The organism is Mesosutterella faecium (assembly GCF_022809315.2).
Taxonomy (GTDB): Bacteria; Pseudomonadota; Gammaproteobacteria; order Burkholderiales; family Burkholderiaceae_F; genus Mesosutterella; species Mesosutterella faecium.
Map to the genome: position 1 here is coordinate 39,346 of NZ_JAKZJU020000002.1, position 20,724 is coordinate 60,069.

Annotated in this window: 14 protein-coding genes and 1 pseudogene; 9 read left to right on the plus strand and 6 right to left on the minus strand. The window is 64.2% G+C overall.

The annotated features are described in order from the left end of the window. Positions 1-236 precede the first annotated feature (236 nt). The 5 genes and pseudogenes from MUN46_RS10645 (at position 237) to MUN46_RS10660 (ending at position 4,205) form a co-directional block, all read left to right on the plus strand. Entirely contained in the window at positions 237-1,211 is a 975-nt protein-coding gene (locus MUN46_RS10645; protein WP_243375915.1) for a cytochrome c biogenesis ResB family protein, read from the plus strand. Next, positions 1,208-2,008 (plus strand): cytochrome c biogenesis protein CcsA, encoded by an 801-nt coding sequence (ccsA, locus tag MUN46_RS10650; protein WP_237978276.1) that lies wholly within the window; start codon positions 1,208-1,210, stop codon positions 2,006-2,008. Before MUN46_RS10645 ends, ccsA begins: the two co-directional genes overlap by 4 nt. Positions 2,009-2,020: 12 nt before the next feature. Beyond that, positions 2,021-2,209: pseudogene (locus MUN46_RS11800) on the plus strand (GntR family transcriptional regulator); the annotation flags it as partial. Between the two features lie 85 nt (positions 2,210-2,294). Next, entirely contained in the window at positions 2,295-3,470 is a 1,176-nt protein-coding gene (locus tag MUN46_RS10655; RefSeq protein WP_243375916.1) for an aminotransferase-like domain-containing protein, read from the plus strand. A 222-nt stretch (positions 3,471-3,692) separates the two neighbouring features. Next, positions 3,693-4,205, plus strand: a complete 513-nt coding sequence (locus tag MUN46_RS10660; protein WP_243375917.1) for a pyridoxamine 5'-phosphate oxidase family protein — start codon at positions 3,693-3,695, stop codon at positions 4,203-4,205. Positions 4,206-4,417: 212 nt separating this feature from the next. Here MUN46_RS10660 and MUN46_RS10665 read toward each other — a convergent pair whose 3' ends face one another. Further along, positions 4,418-10,738, minus strand: a complete 6,321-nt coding sequence (locus tag MUN46_RS10665) for an autotransporter outer membrane beta-barrel domain-containing protein (RefSeq protein ID WP_243375918.1) — start codon at positions 10,736-10,738, stop codon at positions 4,418-4,420. A gap of 507 nt (positions 10,739-11,245) precedes the next feature. Between MUN46_RS10665 and MUN46_RS10670 the strand changes: the two genes are divergently transcribed. The 4 genes from MUN46_RS10670 (at position 11,246) to MUN46_RS10685 (ending at position 14,370) form a co-directional block, all read left to right on the plus strand. After that, the gene (locus MUN46_RS10670; protein ID WP_237978272.1) at positions 11,246-11,494 is read left to right on the plus strand and encodes a hypothetical protein; all 249 of its coding nucleotides are present in this window, start codon (positions 11,246-11,248) and stop codon (positions 11,492-11,494) included. 219 nt (positions 11,495-11,713) lie between these two features. Beyond that, on the plus strand, positions 11,714-12,517 hold the full coding sequence (locus MUN46_RS10675) for a MerR family transcriptional regulator (RefSeq protein ID WP_243375919.1): 804 nt from the start codon (positions 11,714-11,716) through the stop codon (positions 12,515-12,517). Between the two features lie 121 nt (positions 12,518-12,638). Next, positions 12,639-14,054: an FAD-dependent oxidoreductase gene (locus tag MUN46_RS10680; RefSeq protein ID WP_237978270.1), complete on the plus strand. Its 1,416-nt coding sequence runs from the start codon at positions 12,639-12,641 to the stop codon at positions 14,052-14,054. Position 14,055: 1 nt separating this feature from the next. Beyond that, positions 14,056-14,370 carry a cytochrome c3 family protein gene (locus tag MUN46_RS10685; protein WP_243375920.1) on the plus strand — a complete coding sequence of 105 codons (315 nt, stop codon included), beginning with the start codon at positions 14,056-14,058 and terminating at the stop codon, positions 14,368-14,370. Between the two features lie 155 nt (positions 14,371-14,525). Here the strand turns inward: MUN46_RS10685 and MUN46_RS10690 are convergent, their stop codons facing one another. From MUN46_RS10690 to MUN46_RS10710, 5 genes are all read right to left on the minus strand, one after another. After that, positions 14,526-14,849 (minus strand): integration host factor subunit beta, encoded by a 324-nt coding sequence (locus MUN46_RS10690; protein ID WP_237978402.1) that lies wholly within the window; start codon positions 14,847-14,849, stop codon positions 14,526-14,528. Between the two features lie 271 nt (positions 14,850-15,120). Further along, positions 15,121-16,926: an FAD-dependent oxidoreductase gene (locus MUN46_RS10695; RefSeq protein ID WP_237978268.1), complete on the minus strand. Its 1,806-nt coding sequence runs from the start codon at positions 16,924-16,926 to the stop codon at positions 15,121-15,123. A gap of 176 nt (positions 16,927-17,102) precedes the next feature. Beyond that, the gene (locus tag MUN46_RS10700) at positions 17,103-17,381 is read right to left on the minus strand and encodes a hypothetical protein (RefSeq protein ID WP_243375921.1); all 279 of its coding nucleotides are present in this window, start codon (positions 17,379-17,381) and stop codon (positions 17,103-17,105) included. A gap of 502 nt (positions 17,382-17,883) precedes the next feature. Further along, entirely contained in the window at positions 17,884-18,558 is a 675-nt protein-coding gene (locus MUN46_RS10705; protein ID WP_237978266.1) for a response regulator transcription factor, read from the minus strand. A 3-nt stretch (positions 18,559-18,561) separates the two neighbouring features. Next, the gene (locus MUN46_RS10710; protein ID WP_243375922.1) at positions 18,562-20,376 is read right to left on the minus strand and encodes a sensor histidine kinase; all 1,815 of its coding nucleotides are present in this window, start codon (positions 20,374-20,376) and stop codon (positions 18,562-18,564) included. Between the last annotated feature and the right edge of the window lie 348 nt (positions 20,377-20,724).

Below are 20,724 nucleotides of genomic sequence, written 5' to 3' on the forward strand. Positions count from 1 at the left end.
TCCAAAACGGAGCCAAAAAGGCGGGAAAGAGGCCTGCTTTTAGAAATTGAAAAATTAAATTATTTAAAAACAGTATGATGAATGATTATTTCTTTCTGAGCGCTCCGTCCGGACCTGGTTTTCAGAGGGCGGCCGGCGGGAAATGGCCTCATCATTTAGCCGCGGTTTGGATCTAGTCATTCCGGGGGCGTTTCGGTAGATTGGATCCAATCAAAAACACTTGGATCCATCGTAAAATGCAGGTCCGCTCACTGTTTAAGAACATTCCGCTGCTGCTTTGCGCGGCCGGGGCCGTCGTCACGGCGGCAAGCCTCGTACTCGCCACGGCAAGGCGCGGGCTCGAGTCCGCCGCGGACTCTCCGGGGCTGCTCGCGGGACTTGCGCTTTTCGCGGCCTCTCTCGCCCTTTATCTGGTCCGCAGGCTGCGCCGTCCGGAGGCGAGCCTCGCCTGGGTCTCGCTCGTGCTCCTGCACGCGGGGCTGCTCGCCGCGCTCGCCGGTTTTTTCCTTAACGCCCGGTACGGAGAGAAGGGCTTCGTCTACATCCGCGAGGGCGACGCCGCCTCCTTTTACGTGGACAAAAGCGACAAGGACCGGAAGCTGCCCTTCGCGCTGCGGCTGAACGACTTCCGGATCAGCACCTACCCGAACTCGCTCCGCATCCGCTCCTACGACTCCGACATCACCGTGGAGGACGGGGGAAAGAAAACGAACGTGAAGCTTTCCGTGAACCATCCGTTCTCCTACGGCGGCTACGACTTTTATCAGCACAGCCACGGCCTCACCGCGGGCCTTAATCCGCGGATTCTGGCCAAGGCCGGCCCGCGCGAGGCTGCCCTGGAGCTGAAGTTCCGCGAGACCGCCCGGGTCCCGGGCTGCGGCTCGGTCACCGTGCGCGACTTCATCCCGAGCGCGGTCTTTCCGGACTCCGGCATCCGGGACGCGGGCGTGAAGGGGATCCTCAATCCCGCCTACCTCGTCGATCTCGTCACAGAAAAGGGCGCTCACTTCAGGCGCTGGGTGCTTCCGGCCGCGCCCGAGTCCGAGCAGCTGGGAGGCTGCAGGCTGCACTTTCTCGACTTCAAGGGGGTGGAGTACACGGTGCTCTCCGTCTCGCGGCTGCCCTTCAGTCCCCTGATCCTGCTGGGCTTCGCACTGGCCAGCGCAGGCTGCGCGGGACTTGCTCTCGTCATTCGGAGGAAAGTGAAATGAGCGCAGAAGAAATGGCCGGGCTCGCAGGGCTCCTTCTCATCCTCGCCGGGCTGCTCGGGCTGCTGGGCGGCCGAGGGCTGCGGCGCTTCTCCTTCATCCCGGCGCTGCCCGCCATGGCCCTCATGGCCTGGGGCTTTGTCCTGCGCTGGCGGGGCTACGCGCAGGCGATGGACGTGAGCTGGTTCGAGTCCTTCCCGGTCTCCACCTTTTTCGAGTCGGCTCTTTTCTTTGCCTTCCTCACGCTCGCGCTCGGGCTCTTCGTCCTGCGCCGCACGGACTCGCGGTTCTTTCCCGCGGCGCTTTTCGGCGGGTGCGGCGCGCTGCTGCTCTTTTTGTCGCTCTCGGGCATCCCCTCGCGGCCCCTGCTTTTCCTGCCGTCGCTCAAGAGCGGCTGGCTCATCGCCCACGTGGCGCTCTCCTTTGCCGCCTACGCGGCCTATGCGGTCGCCGCCGTGCTCTCGCTCGGCATCATCTTCTCCAGCCGGGGCGAGCGGCTCGTGCCGGTGCTGCGGCGGCTGCTCGCCGATGCGACGCTTGTCTTCACCGTGGGCGGCCTCATCTTCGGGGCGGTCTGGGCGCAGTACTCCTGGGGCCGCTTCTGGGCCTGGGATCCGAAGGAGACCTGGGCCTTCCTCACCTGGTGCGCCTACGTGCTGCTGCTGCACGCCGACTGGCGCGGTAAGCTTTCGGGCAGGGGGCTCGCGGCCTGGGCGCTCGCCGACTTCGTCATCGTGCTCTTCACCTACTTCGGCGTGAGCGTGCTTTTCGCCGGTCTGCACAGCTACATCTCTTTTTAGGGGAGACGGCATATGACCGCACGCACTTCAAGCCTCACGCTTGACATTGAGCTCGACACCGGGGAGGGCGCAGTCCCCCTGAAGGACCAGGTCTACCAGGCGCTTCTCGCGGGGATCCGGTCCGGGTCGCTGCGGCCGGGCGACCGGCTGCCTTCCTCGCGCGCGCTCTCGGCCCGGCTCGGGGTGGGGCGCGTCACAGTGACCGCCGCCTACGCGCGGCTTCGCGACGAGGGCTGGCTCGCCCCGCGGGCGGGCGGCGGCCCCGCTGAGCGTCGCCGTCCCCGCGGTGCAAAAGCGCGTTTCCCCGAGGGCCTCGCTCGCGCTCGAGGCGCTGTCCTTCCGCGTGCAGGCGCTGCGGCCCTTCGCGATCGCGAGCCCCGACTACGAAAGCCTTCCCGGCAAGAAGTGGACGCAGATCGTCGCCCGCGTCTCGAAAAGCCCGTGGCTGCACAACGGCTACTGCGAGCCCTGCGGCTACCCGCCTTTCCGCGAGGCGATCGCGAACTACGTGCGCCGCGCGCGGGGCCTTAACTGCGCCCCCGAGGACGTGATTGTGACAAGCGGCATCCAGCAGGGGCTGTCCATGTGCGCGCAGGTGCTCTTCGAGCCGGGCGAGAAAATTCTGGTCGAGGATCCCGGCTACCAGCCGCACCGCCAGGCGCTCGCCTATTTTGGGCTCAGGCCCGAGCCCGTGAGGATCGAAGAGCCGGGGCTTGACCTGGAGGCGGTCCGCTCCTCCGGCGCCCGCGGGATGCTCGTCACTCCCTGCCACCAGTATCCGATGGGCTACCTCATGGGTCAGAAGGACCGCTCCGGGCTCATCGGCTGGGCCGCCTCGAGCGGCGCCTGGCTGATCGAGGACGACTACGACGGGGAGCTGCGCTTCGACGGCGCCCCGCATTCGGCGCTTGCCTCCGCGGACGCGGCCCGCAGCTCGGTGGTCTACCTGGGCAGCTTCACGAAGATGATCTACCCGGGCTTCAACATGGGCTACCTCATCGCCCCGAAGGGGCTCGCGGCGGCCTTCGGGGGCGCGAAGATGCTCAACGACCGCCACGCGAGCGAGGTCCACCAGGTGATTCTCGCCGAGTTCATTGCGGGCGGCCGGTACGAGGCGCACGTGCGCCGGCTGAAAAAGCTCTACAAGGCCCGCCGCGCCGCGATGATCGAGGCGGCGCAGATCCTTCTCGGCCGCTACGGGCGCATCGTCTCGGGGCCCCAGGGCACGCACCTCGCCTTCCAGTTTTCAATCCCCGTGGACGACAGGAAGCTCGCGCAGTTTCTGAGAAGCGCCTGCGGGCTCGAGCTGCGGACGCTCTCGGAGTGCTGCATCGCAAGGCGGGACCTCTCGGGCCTGATCCTCGGGTTCGCGGGCTTCACCGAGGAGCAGATCCGCGAGGGGATGCACCTCATGGCCAAGGGGATCGAGCGGTTCCTCTCTGGCCAGGGGGAGGGCCGGTAAAGGCAACGGTTTAGGACGAGGGCAGCGCGGCAATGGTAGATAAAGCGGATCCGAAGCCTTGGCCTGACACTTTTTTTGGAGGAGGAAAGCCTGAAGGAATCCCGCGGGACGGCCCGCGGCTTCAGGCTCCCGGTCCGGAAACCGGACACCCCGGGCCCGCGGGAACGGGCCCTTCTTCCGCCGGGGGACGGCCTCCGCGGACATTTCTGAAGTGAATGAAAGATGCAGGAACGGAAAATGAGGCGGTTCGGGCAGCAGCTCTCCCCGGCCGAGTGCGAAGAGATTCTGAAGGCGGGCCACACGGCGGTCCTCTCCCTTCAGGGCGACGACGGCTTCCCCTACGGGGTCCCGGTCAATTACGTCTGTCTCGGCGGGAAGATCTACATCCACGGCGCCCCCGAAGGCTACCGCTCCGAGTGCGTGCGGCGCGACCCGAAGCTGTCGCTTGCCGTCATCGCCGAGGGGAAGGTCCTCCCGCTCACCTACGAGACGCGCTACAGAAGCGTGATCGTGCGCGGCACCGGCCACTATATCGAAAAGGATGAGGACAAGCTCGCGATCCTCAACGCCATGATGGACCGCCTCGCGTCGGGAAGGCTTGAGGAGCGGGCCCGCGAGATCCAGAAATTCAGCTACTTCGCCCTGCTCGAGGTGACCCCGGTTCAGATCACGGGGAAGATGGCGTTCTGCGTCCTTATGGAGCGGCGCGCGAAGGAGGCGCAGGGCGAGGCTTGAAGCGAAGGCGGAAAGCCTGCGCGTTCCGCCTTCACGCAAAAGGTTCGGGCCAAAGCGAAAGGCCCCGCAGGGGGCCTTTTTCCGTCCTCGGGCCTGCCGGAGGGAAGCGGATTCCGGCGTCTCCTTTTTCAGCTCCGGGCCTTCGGGCTGTCCGAAGGATCTGGGCCCGGCCTTTGACGGCTTTCCGGCCCCGGCCTCTCCCCTTTGCGCTTTTAGAAGTTCCAGCGCAGGCCCGCGTCCCAGGCCCACTTGCGCTCGTAGTTTCCGCCCGAGCCGCGGTCGAAGTCCATGTAGAGCTGAAGGTTCTTCTGCAGCTTCACGGTGAGCCCCGCGCCGTACTCGAGCCACCCCGCGTCGTAGTCCTCGGTGAGGTGCAGCCTCTCGCCGCCGCTTCTCATCGTGACCGAGCCGTTGCCGGACCAGTCGCGGTTCCAGGCGGCCTTCGCGAAGAACTGCACCCGGTCGGACTCGTAGCCCGCGCGCAGCCCCGCGCGCAGCCACAGCGAATTGACGCGGTCGAAGTTCATGCTGATGCCGCCCGTGTCCCTGCCGCTGTCGCCGCTTAAGGTGCCGGCCACCACCTTCACGCCCGGCTCTACGAACCAGCCCGGCCTCACAGGAAGCTTCCAGCCGTACTCGGCGCCGATCGACCAGCCGAGGCTGCCCGCGTCTCCGCTGTGGCGCACGCCCTGCGAGAGGTAGTGGTACTTGGTGTCGATGTTCTCGAACTTGAGCGAGAGGTCGAGATGCTGGCCGTCCTCGCGCACGAACGTGTCGTAGAGGCCGACCCCGAGCGCGAAGCTGTCGCCGCGGCCCGCCGCGTAGGAGGAGTTGCCGTCCATGAACGAGATCGCGGCGCCCGCGTAGTGCCTGCCGTGCTCGGTCTTCGCGGTGAAGAAGTCGACGCCGCCCTCGAACTCGGTGTAGTCGCCGCTGTACTTGAACGCGCCGCCGACGCCCCAGCGGGCGCCCTTCGCGCGGGCCCAGGCGGCGTGGACGCCGTCGGGCGCGACCGTCTCATGCACGTCGCCCAGCCGCCGGAAGAGCGTGTCCATGTCGTTTCGCCAGAGGTTGTAGGCGGTGCCGGCCACGCCCATGAGGCTCGAGGGCGCGGGGAGGTAGCGGCCGTTGTCGTCCCTGGGCGACTGGCTCACGGTCTTCAGGTAGACGTCGGTGCCGTAGGACGGATCGGTGCTCGCGCGCTCGTCAAGCGTGAGCCTGTAGACATAGAGGTCGGTCTGTTGGCGGGGGTTCGCGAGCGTGAAGTACCCCGATTCGGTGCCAAGCCGTGCGAGCACCGTGCCTTCCATCGCGGCGGTGTAGTGCGAGGGGCCCGCGCCGCGCGAGAGTTCGACCGCGGTGGTGCCGGTGTGCTCGTTCCGGACGTAGACGATGTCGTTGCCGGTGTTCGAGCCGTAGTCGACGTCAAGAGCGAGGACCGTAGGATCGTCCTTCCAGTGCCCGATCGTGAGCGTGTCGCCGATGCGGCCGTTCGCCAGCGTCACGACGGCGTTGTGCGAGATGAGGGTGCGGACCGAGGAGCCGCCTTCGGGGCGCCACACCGCGCCGTCCTTCAGCGTGATGTCAAGGCCCGAGCCCGCGCCTTCGGTGCGGGTGACCGCCCCCTCGTCATAGGCCCGGCCTTCTATAAGCGAGCCGGAGCCTTCGGCAAAGAGCGCGACCGAGCTCGAGAGGTCGCTCATGAGGCCGCCCCTGATGACGGAGCGGGTGCCTTCGGCGCCGACTCTGATCGTGCCGCCGGAGAGCGCCCGCGCGGCGTACCCGGTGGAGCCGGCCTCAAGCACGGCCTGCTTTCCGGAGGCGATGATCGCGCCGCCCTCGGCCTTGAGTTCGCCCCGGGCGCCGAGGGCTTCCGCGTCCCGGGCTCCGAGGGTCACCGCGCTCCCCTTCAGGGCTTCGGCGGCCAGGCCGCTCGAGCCGGCTTCAATCGAGACCGTCTTTGCGGCGGCCCGCAGGAACCCCTGGTTTTCGGCCTTGAGTCCGCCCTTCGCATAGAAGAGGCTGCTCGTGTCCGAGCCGAATTCGACACTGCTTCCCGTCAGCGCCTCGGCGGCGAAGTGAGTCTCATCGGTGAAGAGGGCGATCGTGTCTCCCCGTCCGGTGAGGGTGGAGCCGTTTTCCGCCTTCAGCTCGCCCCTGGCGCAGAGGGTGGAATTTTCGCCTCCCGCTCCCAGGGTGACGGTGCTCGCGTTCAGAGCCTCGGCGGCGTAATGGGTCTTGTCGGTTTCAATGAAAACGTTCTTTGCATTCACTGAAACCAGGCTTCCCTGATTAATATGCAGGGGGTTGTCGGCCTTTATTTCGCCCTTCGCCTTGAATTCCTGGGCGGAATCGCTGCCCAGCGTGATCCGGGCCGAGTTGAGCGCTTCGGCGGCATAGCCTGTGGTGGTTGTGGCGAGCTGCATCGTCTCGGTGCCGTTCGCGGCGATGGAGGCGCTGCCGGCGCTGCCGTAAACGCCGCTGCTGACGACAAAGGCCCCGGCCTTGAGCTCGCCCTGCGCGTAGAACTTCCTGGTGCTCTCGTCACCGAGCGCGATCCGCCCGTAGGGCAGGGCTTCGGCCGCGTAATCCGGATGATCGCTCTCCGCCAGGGCCGAAACGGCGATTTCCCCGCCTGCGAGGGCGGTGATGCTGGATTCGTAATCGGAGTATGCGCCGTGGTCAGCGCCCGCCCTCATTTCGCCCAGGGCGGTGATCTTCTCGGTCGAGACCGTCCCCAGCGAGACCGCGCCGCGGTTCAGGGCTTCGACCGAATAGCCGGTGGAGCCGGCGGCCACGCCGATCTCTTTGGCGTTCACCGTGACAGCGGTGTCCCTCACGTCGCTCAGCCTGCGGGGAGACTCATAGGCGGCCTTGATTTCGCCTTGTGCCTGGAAGAGCCCGGTGCTCTCCGAGCCAATTCTGATGGTTCCGGCCTCGGAGGCGTAGGCCGCATAGCTGCGGCCGTTGCTGTCCACCGCAATCTGAGTGCCTTTGAGCTCGATGCGGGTGTTCTCTGCGACCTCGCCGGACCGGCGGTTCCAGCCATGGGCCCAGACTTCCCCGTTGATCAGCGTCGTGGTCGTCGCCGCCGCGCCGCCTGAGCCCCGCTCAAGCCCGACCGAGAGGGCCGCGCCCGGCTGCGCCTCGAGCGCCGTCTTGCCGGAGGCGGCGTCGATCAGGACCTGGCTGCCGCGGATAATGGTCCTCTGATTCCCGGGGTTTCCCTCCCAGCCGATCACGCCGCCGTAGATTTCAACCTCCCTGGTCGAGTCCGTGCCGATGAGGAGGTCGGTCGCCGCGTTCACAACGACATTTTCATTTTTGCGCAGGCGCTCGTTGCCGCTCAGCTTCCCGGCTGCGGCCTCGGTGCCGTAGATCGAGGCGTCGGCATCGTAAATGGCGATCGTGCTGCCCTTGATTTCAAGCCCGGTGCCGGTGTTGGCCTCGCCCCGCTTCAGGAGGACGCGGCCTTCGATCGTGACCGCCGAGCCCTCGTCGCCGATCACCGCGTGGCTGCCCGCCGTGTCTGCCACCCCGATCACAATGGCGTCGTGCGGCACCTCGCCGTTCACGAGGCCCTGGCTCTCCCCGTTGTAGTCCGTGGTGGTGTTGTAGCGGCTGTTGTCCATCGGCAGCCGCGTCGTCGCGGACGTGTCGACAATGGCGATGCGGCCGCCGTGGATGTCAATCCCGATGCCGCTGGCATAGTTGTTGACGATGCTGCCCCTGATCAGGGTGTCCGCGGTCGCCTCTTCGCTGCCGATCGTGATGTCGCCGTAGTGGTCGTTCGCGAACACGGCCATGAGATCTGCGTTCAGAACTTCAATGTTTTTTCCGAACAGGGCATACGAGGAGCGCCTGCTGCTGCCGTAGTTATAGCCGGAGCTTTGCTTGGTGATGGCGCCGATGAACCTGAGCCTGTCGGTGTCGTCGCTGCCGATCCGCACCGTGCTCTGTCCGGTGGCGTCCATGAGGGTGGTGTTGTACTTCCACCAGCTGCCCTCATACCGTTCCGTGGAATAAAAGTCGTTGTTCCAGCCGTTCACCAGGATGTTTTTGGCGTCAATGCTGACGGAAAGCGGGTTCAAAAGAATAATGCCCCCGTTGATGGCGACGCTTTCCGTGGCTGCAGCGGCGGAGCCGCCGCTGCAGCTGGCCGCGTGTCCGATCTGCAGGCGGTCTTCCTGGGGCTGCGCGGTGCTGTCGACGAGGATGGCGGCATAGTAGTTCGGATCGCTGTGGCTCGCGAAGTCCGAATGGTCCGCGGCGCTCTGGTTTTCAATGGCGTCCGCGTCGCCGTTGGAATTGAGCGTGATGCGGCTGCCGTCAAAAGTGATCGTGGACGCGCCGTCCCTGGAGAAATCGTTGAAGACGACCCGCCCGTTGATGGTCACCTCGGCCCCGGAGCTGCCGAAAACCGGGCGTCCGTCCCTGTCGCCGCTGCCGTTGATCCAGTGGATGGCGGCGGAATTCTGGAAGCGGCCTGAGCTGTCGATGTTCCTTTCGTTCTCGCTTCTGCTTACCGTGAGGCTGCGGCGGGCATTCAGGGCGAGGCCCCCGGCCTCGTTCACCGCAATGCCCTGGCTGATGAGGATGTTGTCCGCGGTCACAGTAAGGCTCTTGTTCTGGCGGACTTCGAGCGAATGGGTGTTATCGGAATAGCCTGAAGTTCTGCCGCTTAAGGCGAAGGTCGAGCCCTCGCCGGTGAGGGTGATGGCGTTCTCCTCAAAGCCCTCAAGCGGACTGCTGTCGGTGTCAAGAAGGAGCGAGTTGAAGGAAACGTCGCCCGAGGCCTGCACGGAGAGGGCGGCGTGCGCCTGGACATCGACGTCGCCCGCGCTGATGTTTCTGCCCTTTAAGGTCAGGCTGTAGCCGTACTGTGTGCGGTCGCTGTCGTTTTCGGCGCCCTGAATGAAGATGGAGTCCCGGTAGCTGCCCTTGACAAATCTGATGTCGCCGCCCGCTTCAATGGTGCCGGAGCCCCGGCTGTGCGCATAAAAGGCGCTGTCTCTTGTGGAGGTGACCGTGACGTTTCCGCCCGCCTTCAGAAGAAGCGTATTGTCCCGGTCGTCATAGCCGCTCGATTCCGTGAAAACCGAGCCGTCCAGGCTGATGTTTGCGCCGGCCCCGATTTCGACCCGGTTGGCGCCGTAGCTGTAAAGCCCGGCGTCCCTGCTGTGTTTTGATTTGATCGAAACATCCCCGGCCGCCTTCATATAAATCCCAAGATGGTCGGTACGTGCCCTCGTGGAGGTGTTTTCAGCGAAAAGGCTGCCGTTCAGCGTGATGTCGTTGCCCGAGACATAGTAAAACGCGTTCTGCCGGGCGTAGAGTGCGTAGGGGGTGTAATCGGAGTCGGAGCTGCCGAATCGGACGTCACCGCTTGCCTCGATCAGCGCCTCGGCCTGATCGGCGTCCAGCCCGAAGTCTTTCCGAACGCTGTCGAGCGCCGACAGGGGCGACGCGGATGAACCGTCAGAAATCACCTTGGCTGTGCCGGCGCGGCGGTCATTTTGCAGCGTGAAGGGAGTGTTGAAGGTGATGTCGCCTTCGCCCTCTGCCGTGGACCTGGTCTTGAAGGAATAAACGCCGTCGCCATAGACCTGCATCAGGCTGTCGACCTCTATGCCTTTGTAAGCGTCAAGGCTGAGGCCTTTCTTCCGGTTCAGGCTCAAGCTGTTGCTTTCAGCATTGACGCCGTATTTGACCGTGATGGCGCCGGACTCGCTCGAGGCCTCAAGGTTTGTATTGATGCCGTTCAGATACACGCGGCCCTGAAGGCCGATGTCGCCCGATGACTGGAAGCTCGCGTTCGAAGACCCGGCCGCCCCGATGTATTTCAGATCGTCCTGAAGGAGAACGTCGCCGGAAACGGTGAGGCTTCGGACGCGGCCGCCGGCCGATCCGATATGGAGCTCTGACTGGGACACGGAGATGTGGCCCGTATTCACGCTGTCGGTCTCTTTGCCGCCAATCGCCGTCACGCCGCCGGTCTGGTAAATCTCCTTCATTTGGATCTGCCGGCCCAGAACCGTGACGCTGGGATCCTGTCCGCCATCGCTCTTGGAGAAAAGGTTCCCTTCGAAAGTGGTCCGGGTGGTGGAGGAGTCGCCCAGGGAGAGAGTGGAGCCGTTCGCGCTCACCTGCTTTTGGAACGTAATGCTCCCGCCGTGGACCGTGACCGTTCCCCCGGCGCTCGAATTGATGGAGCCGAGCCCTCCCTCGCCTTTCACCACCACCGTTCCCGTTCCGGTTTCCGCCCCGACCACGACGTTCTTTTCACCCCATTCGCCGCCGTCGCCCCAGGCGGCCACGTACTGGTTCACCGTGATGTCGTCGGTCACGCCGGTCGTGTTCCGAGTCCAGTTGTTGACGAAATCAACCGTGAGGGAGTCGGCCGAAGCCCCGAGGGAGCAGGCCGCGAGCAGCGCGGCGGCCGTCGCGGTCGCGATCCGCGAGGGCCTCAGGGCCGGGGTCGTCCGGCGGGATGTTCTTGAAGTAGACAGTTGATTTATAGAATATTTTTTCATTTTAGAAGACCGAGAGCAGAACGAAGGGCCGGGAAAAGATGTCTAATGAAAACATTTTTTTACATTTGTAAAGAATTATAGGCCGCCGGTAACCCGAGAACAATTAGACAAAAGGCGCAAAGCTATAAGAATCAACGCATAAACAGCCGGATGGCCCGTTCTTCCGGCGGCGTTTCCCCAGGGGTTCGGACAGAGGCCCCGAGGGGACGGACGCGAAGCGAGGGCGCGGCCCGGGGCGTATTTGACGACATTGATGCGTTCTTGGAAGGTGAGGCGTTGACCACGGAAGACACTCTTTTTGAATATTACGGAGTGTCTTAACTTTTTGGGTCAGTCTAGTCCGGGGCTTTTTCTCTCCTGACCGGCCGCCGCCCGCCTCCGGCAGGCCTTTAAAAATTTTTTAAAACAGCGTTAATTTTTGAAAAGACGCTGGCGGGAATCCCGCCGCCGGGAGCAAACTGTCTGAACGAGCAGGGATTTCCAGTTGGCTCGTCTAGGGAGAAATCGATGAAACGTCGTGCACTTCTTGCAGCTTTCGCGGCGCTGCCGATCATTGCGGCGCAGGCAAAGGACAAGGGCCCGAAGCCTCCCGAAGGACCGAAGCCTGAGGGCCCGGACAAGGGACCCCGTCCTCCGGAACCCCCCAAGGGCGGCCCGAAGCCTCCGAAAAAGGGCGACCGCAGGCCTCCGAAAAAAGAGGACAGGAAGCCCCCGAAGAAGGGACCGGACAAAAAGCCCGAAGGCCCGCGTCCCTGAACTCCAAAAATTGAGAGAACCTTGATTTGATGCCGCCGCCCTTTAAAGTGCGGCGGTTTTTTAGGCCCTCAGCGAAGCGGAGCCGGACCCGGCCGCAGAGAGAATCAGGGAGGCTTCGGCCGCCCCTCCCCCCTTTGAGCGTTGACCGCCCCGGGCGCCATGCCCGACAATGGAGCGCACGGCGTTTCCTTTTTTCTCTCCGGTCTTCCGCCTCTCCTCATGCAGACAGTCAAGCAAATCGCCTCGGCGCTCGGCGTCGGCCCCGACGTCATCCGGTACTATACGGACATCGGGCTGCTGCGCCCCGCGGTGGGCGCGCAAAACGGCTACCGCTACTACGACCCGCACGATGCGCTGCGCACGGCCGACGCCCGGGTGATGAGAAGCCTCGGGTTTCCGCTCGCGCGGGTGAAGGTGCTCTCGGGCGCCCCCTGCGCCGAGCAGCTCGCGGCGCTCAAGGACCGGGAAAAGGATGTCGAAGAGCAGCTCCGGGAGCTCTCCCTGCGGCTCGAGCGGCTGCGTGAGGTGGAGTCTTTCCTCGCCAGGAGCGCGCTTTGCACCGGGACGGTCGAAGACGTCGCCCGGCCCCCGATCCACAGCCTCTACACCTACGGGCGGGAGAAGGACTACAGGGCGGCAAGGCGCCTGGCCGCGGCCTGGATGAAGCACCTTCCCTACACCCACATTTCGGTGAAGGTTCCCCGCGAAGAGCTCAACGACCCGGGCTTTGGGGGCCCCTATTCGGTGGAGCTCGGGGTGGGGGCGACCGATGGGTTTGCAAAAAGGCTGGGGCTGGACCTGAGCCCTCCGGTTGAGTCGATCCCCGCGGGGCGCTTTCTGATCGAGTACCTCAGAACCCCGGACATTCTGTCGATTTCGCCCGCAGATCTCGCCCCGATGCTGTCGCTGTCGCGGCGGCTCGGGCGGCCTTTCCTGAACCACTCCTCGGGCAGGCTCCTCGCGATCGAAGACGGCCCGCAGGGGCCCGTCTACTCCATCCTGATCCGCGCGAGGATCGGCTGATCCCCGTCCCCTTGCCTGATCTCCTTGACCTCGGTGCCGCCCCCGGGTTTAGGGTGTGCCTGAACGGAAGACCTGGAAGAAAGGCTTCCGGACCCTTGAGAAAGGAAAAAAGGAGAAACACATGGCAGAAAAAGCAGTTTCCAGAAGAACGGTGCTTCGGGCCGGCGCGGCCCTGGCGCTTTCGGCTCCGGTCCTGCCCGCCTTCGCGCGGACGCAGCCGCGCTTTGACGTCATCGTAGCGGGCTCGGGCGCCGGGGGCTTTGCCGCGGCGATCCGGGCCGCGGAGAACGGCGCCCGGGTGCTGCTGCTCGAGGCGAACAGCTGGGTGGGCGGCGCCTCGCGGGTTTCGACCGGAATCTTCGGCTGCGCCGGGCACCCGATACAGAAAAAACTGGGCTTCACGGCGACGGCCGAGGATCTCTATAAAAACTACATCGGCGTCGCCGCGGCCACCCGCACGAAGGCGAAACCCGAGGCGGCGCGGATCCTTGCCGACGGCGCGGTGCCCGCGGCCGACTGGCTCGCATCGCTCGGGGTCGAGTGGTCGACGAAGAAGGCCCAGAAGTTTTTCTTAAACATTAAGGAAGGCCACAGGCTGGGAGAGCTCCTGATCGATTCGCTCGAACGACGCGCGAGGGCGCTGGGGGTGGAGATCCGCACCCGGCACCGGGCTGAGCGCCTTCTCGTGAAGGACGGCCGGATCGCGGGAGTGCGCTGCCGGACTACGGAGGGATCCAAGGCCTTTCCAGCTCGCGCTGTGGTGCTTGCGACTGGCGGCTTCGAGGCGAATCCCCGCATGATTGACCTTTACATCGGGCACGGCTGGGGCAAGGCGGGCATTTACTGCACCCCGGCCGACCGAGGCGACGGCCAGAGGATGGCTGAAGAGGCCGGGGCGGGACTCGCCGACATGGAGGTTTTCAAGGCGAACCCCACCATCCACGAGTACAAGGGCAACCGCTACAACCTGCGCTCCGTCATCCGCCAGGGCGCGATCGCGGTGAACGGCGAAGGGCGGCGCTTCATGAACGAGACGGGGAGCTACTACGAGTCGCACCGCATCTGGGCACTGCCGCAGAAACAGGCCTGGGTGCTCTTTGGGGATCCGGCGCTCGAGGCCGACCCGAGGCTAAAAAAGCTCGTGGCCGCGGGCGACATCCTGCGCTCCGAGACGCTGTCGGGGCTCGCCCGTGCGATCGGGGCGGAGGAGAGCACGCTCGAGGTGACGCTGCGGCGCTACGAGGCGATGCGGAAATTCGGGCGCGACGAGGACTTCGGGCGCGGGAACCTGAAGGAGGCTTTTGGCGGCGCGTGGTACGCGGCGCGCATCCAGCCCATGATCCAGGGGACATTTGGAGGCGTGATGACCAATGTGCGCACGCAGGCCCTCACGCCCGAAGGGCGGGTGTTCCCCGGCCTTTATGCCGTCGGGGAATGCGCAGCCGCGGGGCTGAGGGGGCTCAACCCCCAGACGGCCAACGCCGTTTTCGGATCCATCGCCGGGCGCGAGGCCGCGGCTTACAGCAGGGAGGCGTGATATGAAAAAGACTGTCGCAGTTTTGATTCTCGGACTCTTCTGCGCCGCGGCTTTCGCTTCCGACCTCGCCGCAGTGCATCAGAAAGCGGGTGTGCGGCTCAAGGCCGAGCCCACTGAGCAGCAGTGCCTCTCCTGCCACGGCTCTTACGAGTCGCTGGGCGAGAAGACCGCCGCGCTTTCTCCCAACCCCCACCGCAGCCACATGGGGCGCGTGCAGTGCAACGCATGCCATGCCTGGAAGGGCAGGTCCCGGCTCATGTGCCAGGACTGCCACAATTTCCTCGAGCTTGAGGCCGCCTTACGGCGCGGGCGCTGACCGCACACCGGGTTCCTCTTCCTCTGAAAGGAGGGAGGGGCAGCGCGGTCCATGGGCAAAAAAGAGCTCCGAAGGCCGTTGCATCGGCTTTTCGGAGCTTTTTGCTGCCGGCCGGCCCATTCCGCCCGGTCAAGGACGGACAGGCCACGCGCTTTTCAGGCGGATTTTTTCTGCGATAGGTTCGGCACGCCGTTTTGCGCGGCGCGGTTCACGTTGTCCTTCATGTCCTTGCCGGGCTTGAAGTGGACGGCGAACTTGGCGGGCACCTCCACGGACTCGCCCGTTCTCGGGTTGCGGCCGAGACGGGACGGGCGCAGGTTGAGGTCAAAGGCACCAAAACCGCGGATCTCGATGCGGCGGCCGGAAGTGAGGCTGTCTGTCATTGCCTTGAGCAGCATCCGGACGGCTTCATCAGTGTCTTTTTCAGAAAGGCCAGGAATGCGGTTGTTGATGGCCTTGATCAGATCGGAACGGGTTATGCCTGCCATTTTTTAATTCTTTTCAAATGTTTTGCGATAGAGGACAAAATCTTATCAGACTTCGCAGAGGGTGGAGCCCGAAAGCGGGTCATTTTGCTTAAATTGAAACAAATCAGGCCCCTGCAGATTCCAGAGGCCGCCTCCAGCACGGGGGAAAGAAAAAAAGCTCCGGCCCGCCCGAAAGGCGGGGCCGGAGTCCTTGGAAAGCAGGGCGCTTCGCGGCGGGGCCCCGGCCTTTTTGGGGGAAAGGGGCCCCGGAGCGGACCGCTCCTTACTTGATCGACTTCACGGCTGAATCGGCGGCAACAGCTCCGGAGATGATCGCCCAGGAGTTCATCATGGCGGTCATGGAGTCGGCGCCGTTCGCACCGCCCACAACGCAGCCCGCGCCGTAGAGGTGGCCGATCGGCTTGCCGTTCTTCCTGAGGATCTGCATGTTGGCGTCAGCCTTCAGGCCGCCCAGCGTCGTGCAGAAGCGGACCTTCTGCTCGACGATGTACCAGGGTCCCTCGGTGAGCGGCTTCAGGGTCTTGCGGCCGAAGTCCTTGTCGGAACCCGCCTTGACGAAGCCGTTCCAGCGGTCCACGGTCTTCTGCAGCCCGGCCGGATTAATGCCCATCTTCTTTGCGGCTTCGGCCAGATTCATGGAGGTGGCCATCACCGGGCGGCCGTTGTTCACGATCTTCGCCCACTTGTTGAGGTCATCCTCGGAAGCGACGAGTTTGTCCTCGAGGGACTTCGCGACGTACTGCTTCCAGGCGGCCTTGTCCATCACAATGTACATGATGGAGTTCTTCTGAGCCTTGGTCGCATCGGTGAGAATCCCGAGGCCCTTCATCTCGTCGACGAAGCGCTTGCCGTCGGTGTTCACGTAGATGGCGCCCGACTTCTTGATCGTGTCGGTCGAGGAGGCGGTGGCGGCCAGGCCGTGGTGCGGCGTGGTCTCAACGCCCTGCGGGTACTGCTTCACGAGGTCGAGGTTGATCGTCGCGGCCCCGATCGCACGGCCCATCTTCAGGCCGTCGCCGCTGTCGGAGTCAAGACCGTAGAAGAGGCCCTTCTTCACGTCCTTCGGCAGCAGGGCGCGGTTGGCGCCGTAGCCGCCCGAGGCGAGAATAACCGCCTTCGTGTTGAAGATCTTGTAGCTGCCGTCGGCGAGGCGCGCCTTCACGCCCGTCACGTTGCCCTTCTTGTCGGTGATGAACTTCTCGGCGCGCGTGTCGGTCATGATCTTGCCGCCGTTCTTCTCGAAGATGCCGCTCATGAGGTGCAGGAAGTTCACCGAGCGGCCCTTCACGCCCAGCTGACGGTTGGCGGAGTGATCCGGGTACTGGGTCGCGGCCGGTCCGTACGGGATCTTGAGGTCGTCGATCAGCCAGTCGACCACGCGGCCCGCGTTTTCAGTCGTCATCTTGACGAGCACCGGGTCGTTGCGGTACTTGCCCACCTTCATAATGTCCTTGTAGGCGAGCTGCGGGCTGTCCTTCGTCTCCTTCATGACTTCGCGCTGGTAGCGAGAGCCGGTCGCGATAAGGGTGCCCGCGTTGAGCTGCGTGTCGCCGCCGATCTGAGGCATCTTCTCGATGAGGATCGTCTTCTTGCCCTGGGTGGCGGAGCGCACGGCCGCGGTGATGCCCGAGGCGCCGCCGCCGATCACGAGAATGTCGGTCGCGACGGTCTCAGTGCCCTTCTTGCCGGCCTTCTTCACAGGCACCACCGCCTTGAAGTCGGCGGGGTTGCCGCCTGCGGCCTTGATCGCGTTGTTCACGGCCTCAAGGATGCCCTTCGAGGTAAGGGTTGCGCCCGAGACGGTGCTCACCTTCGTGGAGTTGGCGGCCACGATCTCGCCCGGGAGCTTCTTGAGCGCCGGGTCGGAGACGCCAGCGGTCTCGGTCTGCTTGGTGATCTTCACTTCGGTGATCTTGCCGGCCTTGAAGGTGACCGCAGCGGTCACGGGGCCGCCGCGGCCCGCGCCGGTGCCCTCGAAGGTGCCGTCCTTCACGGCGGCGCCCGCGGACACGCTGAGGAACGCGGCTACGGCCGCTGCAGTGACGGTGAGTGCGAATTTCCTGCTCATTTTCTCCCTCCTGGAGAGGGCGCACCATGCGCCCCTTCTTTTCTAACACAATATGGTTAGTTATTTTTGCAGAGAGAAGCGCAGGTGTCTTTATACGTACGTATAAGGTCTATATCCAATCCCTGAAGTTTGTTTGGTAGGTTGGCAAAGCACTCTATTTATTTAAAAACATCAAATTAGGTTTTAAATTTCCATTTTTTTGACTCGTATCCACAGTTCTCTCGTAAGGAAGCCTTTCCCCTCGTGTGCGGATATCCGCGGGAGAAGTTTCCGCCTTTGTTAAGGAGAATGATGATGAGATCCAGCCGCAGACCCGCTTTTTCCGAGGTCTTTGCCATACTGTTCGGCGTGTTTGGAACCGCCGCATTTTTCTCTTCTCCTTGTTTTGCCGAGGATGTGCCGGCATTTTCCAGAGCGGTGGGCGGCGAGACGAAGGAAATCAGCGGCGACGTCATCACAGCCACCGGCACGTATACGAGCGGTACCGCTGCCGTGGAGGGCAGATCGATCCTCTTAATGCGAATGTCAGAAACGACACGAGCTTCAGCGCAGGCTCGCCCAGTGCGTGGGCTATTAAAGATCGCAGCACGGTTTCCGTTCCCACGGCCAAGGGGGAAACCGCGATCAGGCTGCCCAGATACTCCGGCGCGATTTGTGCCAGCAACGGCAGAGTCACCGTCGAGGCAGAAACAGGCGGCAACGCTATCCCGGGCGGTTGCCAGGATACGGAATATACGATTTGGGCTGAAAACAACGGCGAAGTCACCGTCAGGAATGAAGCCGGAAACAACATCCTGAGCCCGGGCGGCATCCGTCTGGATAAAAACAGCACGGTCGAACTTACGGCCGTTTCAGGCAGCAACAGACCGACAACCGGCGGCGCACCTGAAAACGCGAGCCGGGCTGCACGTGGCGTTCTGAGGCCGCTCTGTAGGGGCTCGGGGGTTTTCTGCTTCTTCAGGAGGAGTCCCCGCCGCCCACGTCTTCCGGAAGAACCTGCAGCGTGATGAGCGGGTTCTTCTTTTCATCTGCACCTGCGGAATCAAGCAGCGAGCGGATTTCCACGGCCGAGCGGAGGGCGAGCTTCGCGTAGATGTTGGAGCGGTGGATCTTGATGTTCTGCTCCGACACCCCGAGCCGATCGGCGACCGCCTTGTTGGGCAGCCCCGTGGCGACAAGCTGCGCCACCTCGCGCTCGCGCGGCGAGAGCTTCGCGAGAAGTTGCTTCGCGCGCGCCCTTTCCCGGGCCTTCTCGCGCGAGGTCGCGTCCCAGTCGACGAGAGTGCGGCAGGCCTCAACCAGTTTTTCAGCCGGCACGGGCTTCTGGAGGAAATCCGCGGCCCCGCGCTTCAGGGCCATTACGGCCATATGGATGTCGCCGTGCCCGGAGAGGAAAAGCACGGGGAGCCTGATTCCGCGCGCATTCATCTCCTCCTGGCACTGCAGGCCGCTCATGCCGCCCATGCGGATGTCGAGCACCACGCAGCCGGGCCGCTCGTGGTCGTCCTTCTCGAGGAAGTCCTCCGCGGACTCGAACTCCCGCGTGTCGAACCCCGCGAGCTGAAGGACGAAGGCCTGGGCTTTGCGAAGCTGCGGCTCGTCGTCCACGAGCCGGATGAGAGGCGAGAGCATGGCTTAATTCTCCTTGTCTTCTGCGGGTACGAGGGGCAGCGTGAGGGTCGCGACGAGCCCGGGGCCGGGCGCGGCGCGCCGAAACTGCACGGAACCGCCGTGCGACTCCATGATCCGGCGCACGATCGTGAGCCCGAGCCCCAGCCCGTCGCGCTTCAGGCTGCGGGTGGGACGAGCGAGCCCCGCGATGAGCTTGTCGGAGACCGGCGGCCCGTAGTCCCGGACGCTGATCCGGACGTGCGGCGGTTCGCACTCGAGCCCGATGTCCAGGCGCCGGGCGGCTTCGGGCAGCGTCCCCATGCAGGCCGCGCCGTTTTTAAGCAGGTTCACGATCGCGAGTTCGAGCTCGAGCGGCTCGACCAGCACTTCCGGCGAGGCGGCTCCGGCCGGGCTTCGATAGAGCCTGCGGATCGAGACGCCGCTTGAGGTCGTGCTATGGCTGAAGGTGCGCAGCGCCCGCTCGATGAGCCCCGCGGCGGCCATCCGGTGCCGCGGATGGGTGTCGGCCTTCGCGTAGCTCCTCACCCGCTCGACGATGTCGGAGACGCGCTGCGCCTCCGAGACGATCTCGTCGGCTGTCTGGTTCACGACAGGATCCTCCGTCCCCTTTTTCCGGAAATACATCCGCAGCCCGCCCGCATAGGTCATGAGGGTTGCCAGGGGCTGGCGCACCTCGTGCACGAGCAGCGACGACATTTCGGAGACCACGCCCGCGCGCTCCATGTGCGAGAGCCGCTCTCGGGCCTCGCGGGCCTGCCGGTCGCTTTCGGTCTTCTCGTCGATCGCGGCCTGGAGCTCGCGCGTTCGGCGCCGCACGAGCTCGTTCGCCCGAAGCGTGTGGAAGATGAGAAAGCCCGCCGCGGCAAGCAGCGCGAATACCACGCTCTTGTACTGCTCCCAGAGCACCTTCCAGTTGGTTTCGCGCAGGTAGCTGTAGGGACCGATCTTCAGGGTCTTGTAGAGCTTGTCGACCGGGTGGAAGTCGTTTGCGATCCCCCAGCTGTAGCCCCGCCGGGTGGGCGGCATGGTGAGTGCGGCCACCATCAGGGTCTTCACCGCTCCGGGGGTGAGCCGCGGCGTCGCCCCGAAGACGGTGTCGGGGAAAAGCGCGCTCGTGCTGCGGCAGGGGTAGCCCGTGATTGGCTGGGGTTCGAGCACGCGGAAAGCGCCCTTTCTGACGCGCCCTTCGGCCTCGAGCCGCTCGAGGCTGCAGGAGGGGAGCACCGCGGCGTCGGCCTGGCCCGAGGAGAGCCGCTCAAGCAGCGGAGGCTCCTCGTAGTTGGCGACGACCGCCCGGCTCTCGATCGGTCCGAAGTCGACCCCGCGTTCAGCGAGCACCCCCTGGAAGGCGATCCAGGTGGTGAAGCGCTCGGGGTCGTTCACCGCGACCCGGCTCTCCTTCAGGTCTTCGATCGAGCGCACGGGCGAGCGATCGGGCACCACCACGGTCATGCCCACCGCGTGGCATGGATCGCTGATGTGCGGCGCGAGCCTGGTGGCGACCTGCATGATGTGGTAGCGGATGTGCAGGAACGTGAAGATGCCGCTGTCGGCGAAGAAAAGATCGGCGCGGCCCTGCTTGATCGCTTCGATCAGCTGCGCGCTCGAGTAATCCGTGCGCCTGAACTCGGTCCCCGGGAAGCGTTTTTTGAGATACGCGATGGTGGGCTCGTAGGACTCGAGGAAGAATTCCGGGTCGAGCGAAGCCTGAACCGCCACCTGCACCACGGGGGGAAGTTCCTGCGAATAGACGGCCTGCGCCGCGCACAGGGCGCAGAGCGGGGCGGCGAGGCATTGAAGGAGGCGGGAGAAGTTCATGGACTTAAAAAACGCTCCGGAACCTGAAGTTTAAAGCGCGGCGGCGTTTCTGTATACATCTCAGCGCCGAAGCCGGCCAGGCGGTCCTCGCGGGGGCTCGGGGTGGCTCGCAGCGCGGTCTCCCCCCTCCCGCAAAAAAGCGGCCCCGCGCCGGGGATATAAGATTTAAGTGTTTGTAAAATAAATAAAATAAATAGAATAAATGCAGAAGCTTAGTGAGTTCAGCTTAAGGGAAAAATCCATGGCCTTCGGCAACCAGGATATCAGATAAAAATATATATTTTTCTGCAATGGGATTCTTCTTGGTCTGATTCCTCAAAGAAGGAGCGCCCCCCGGGCCCCGCGCTT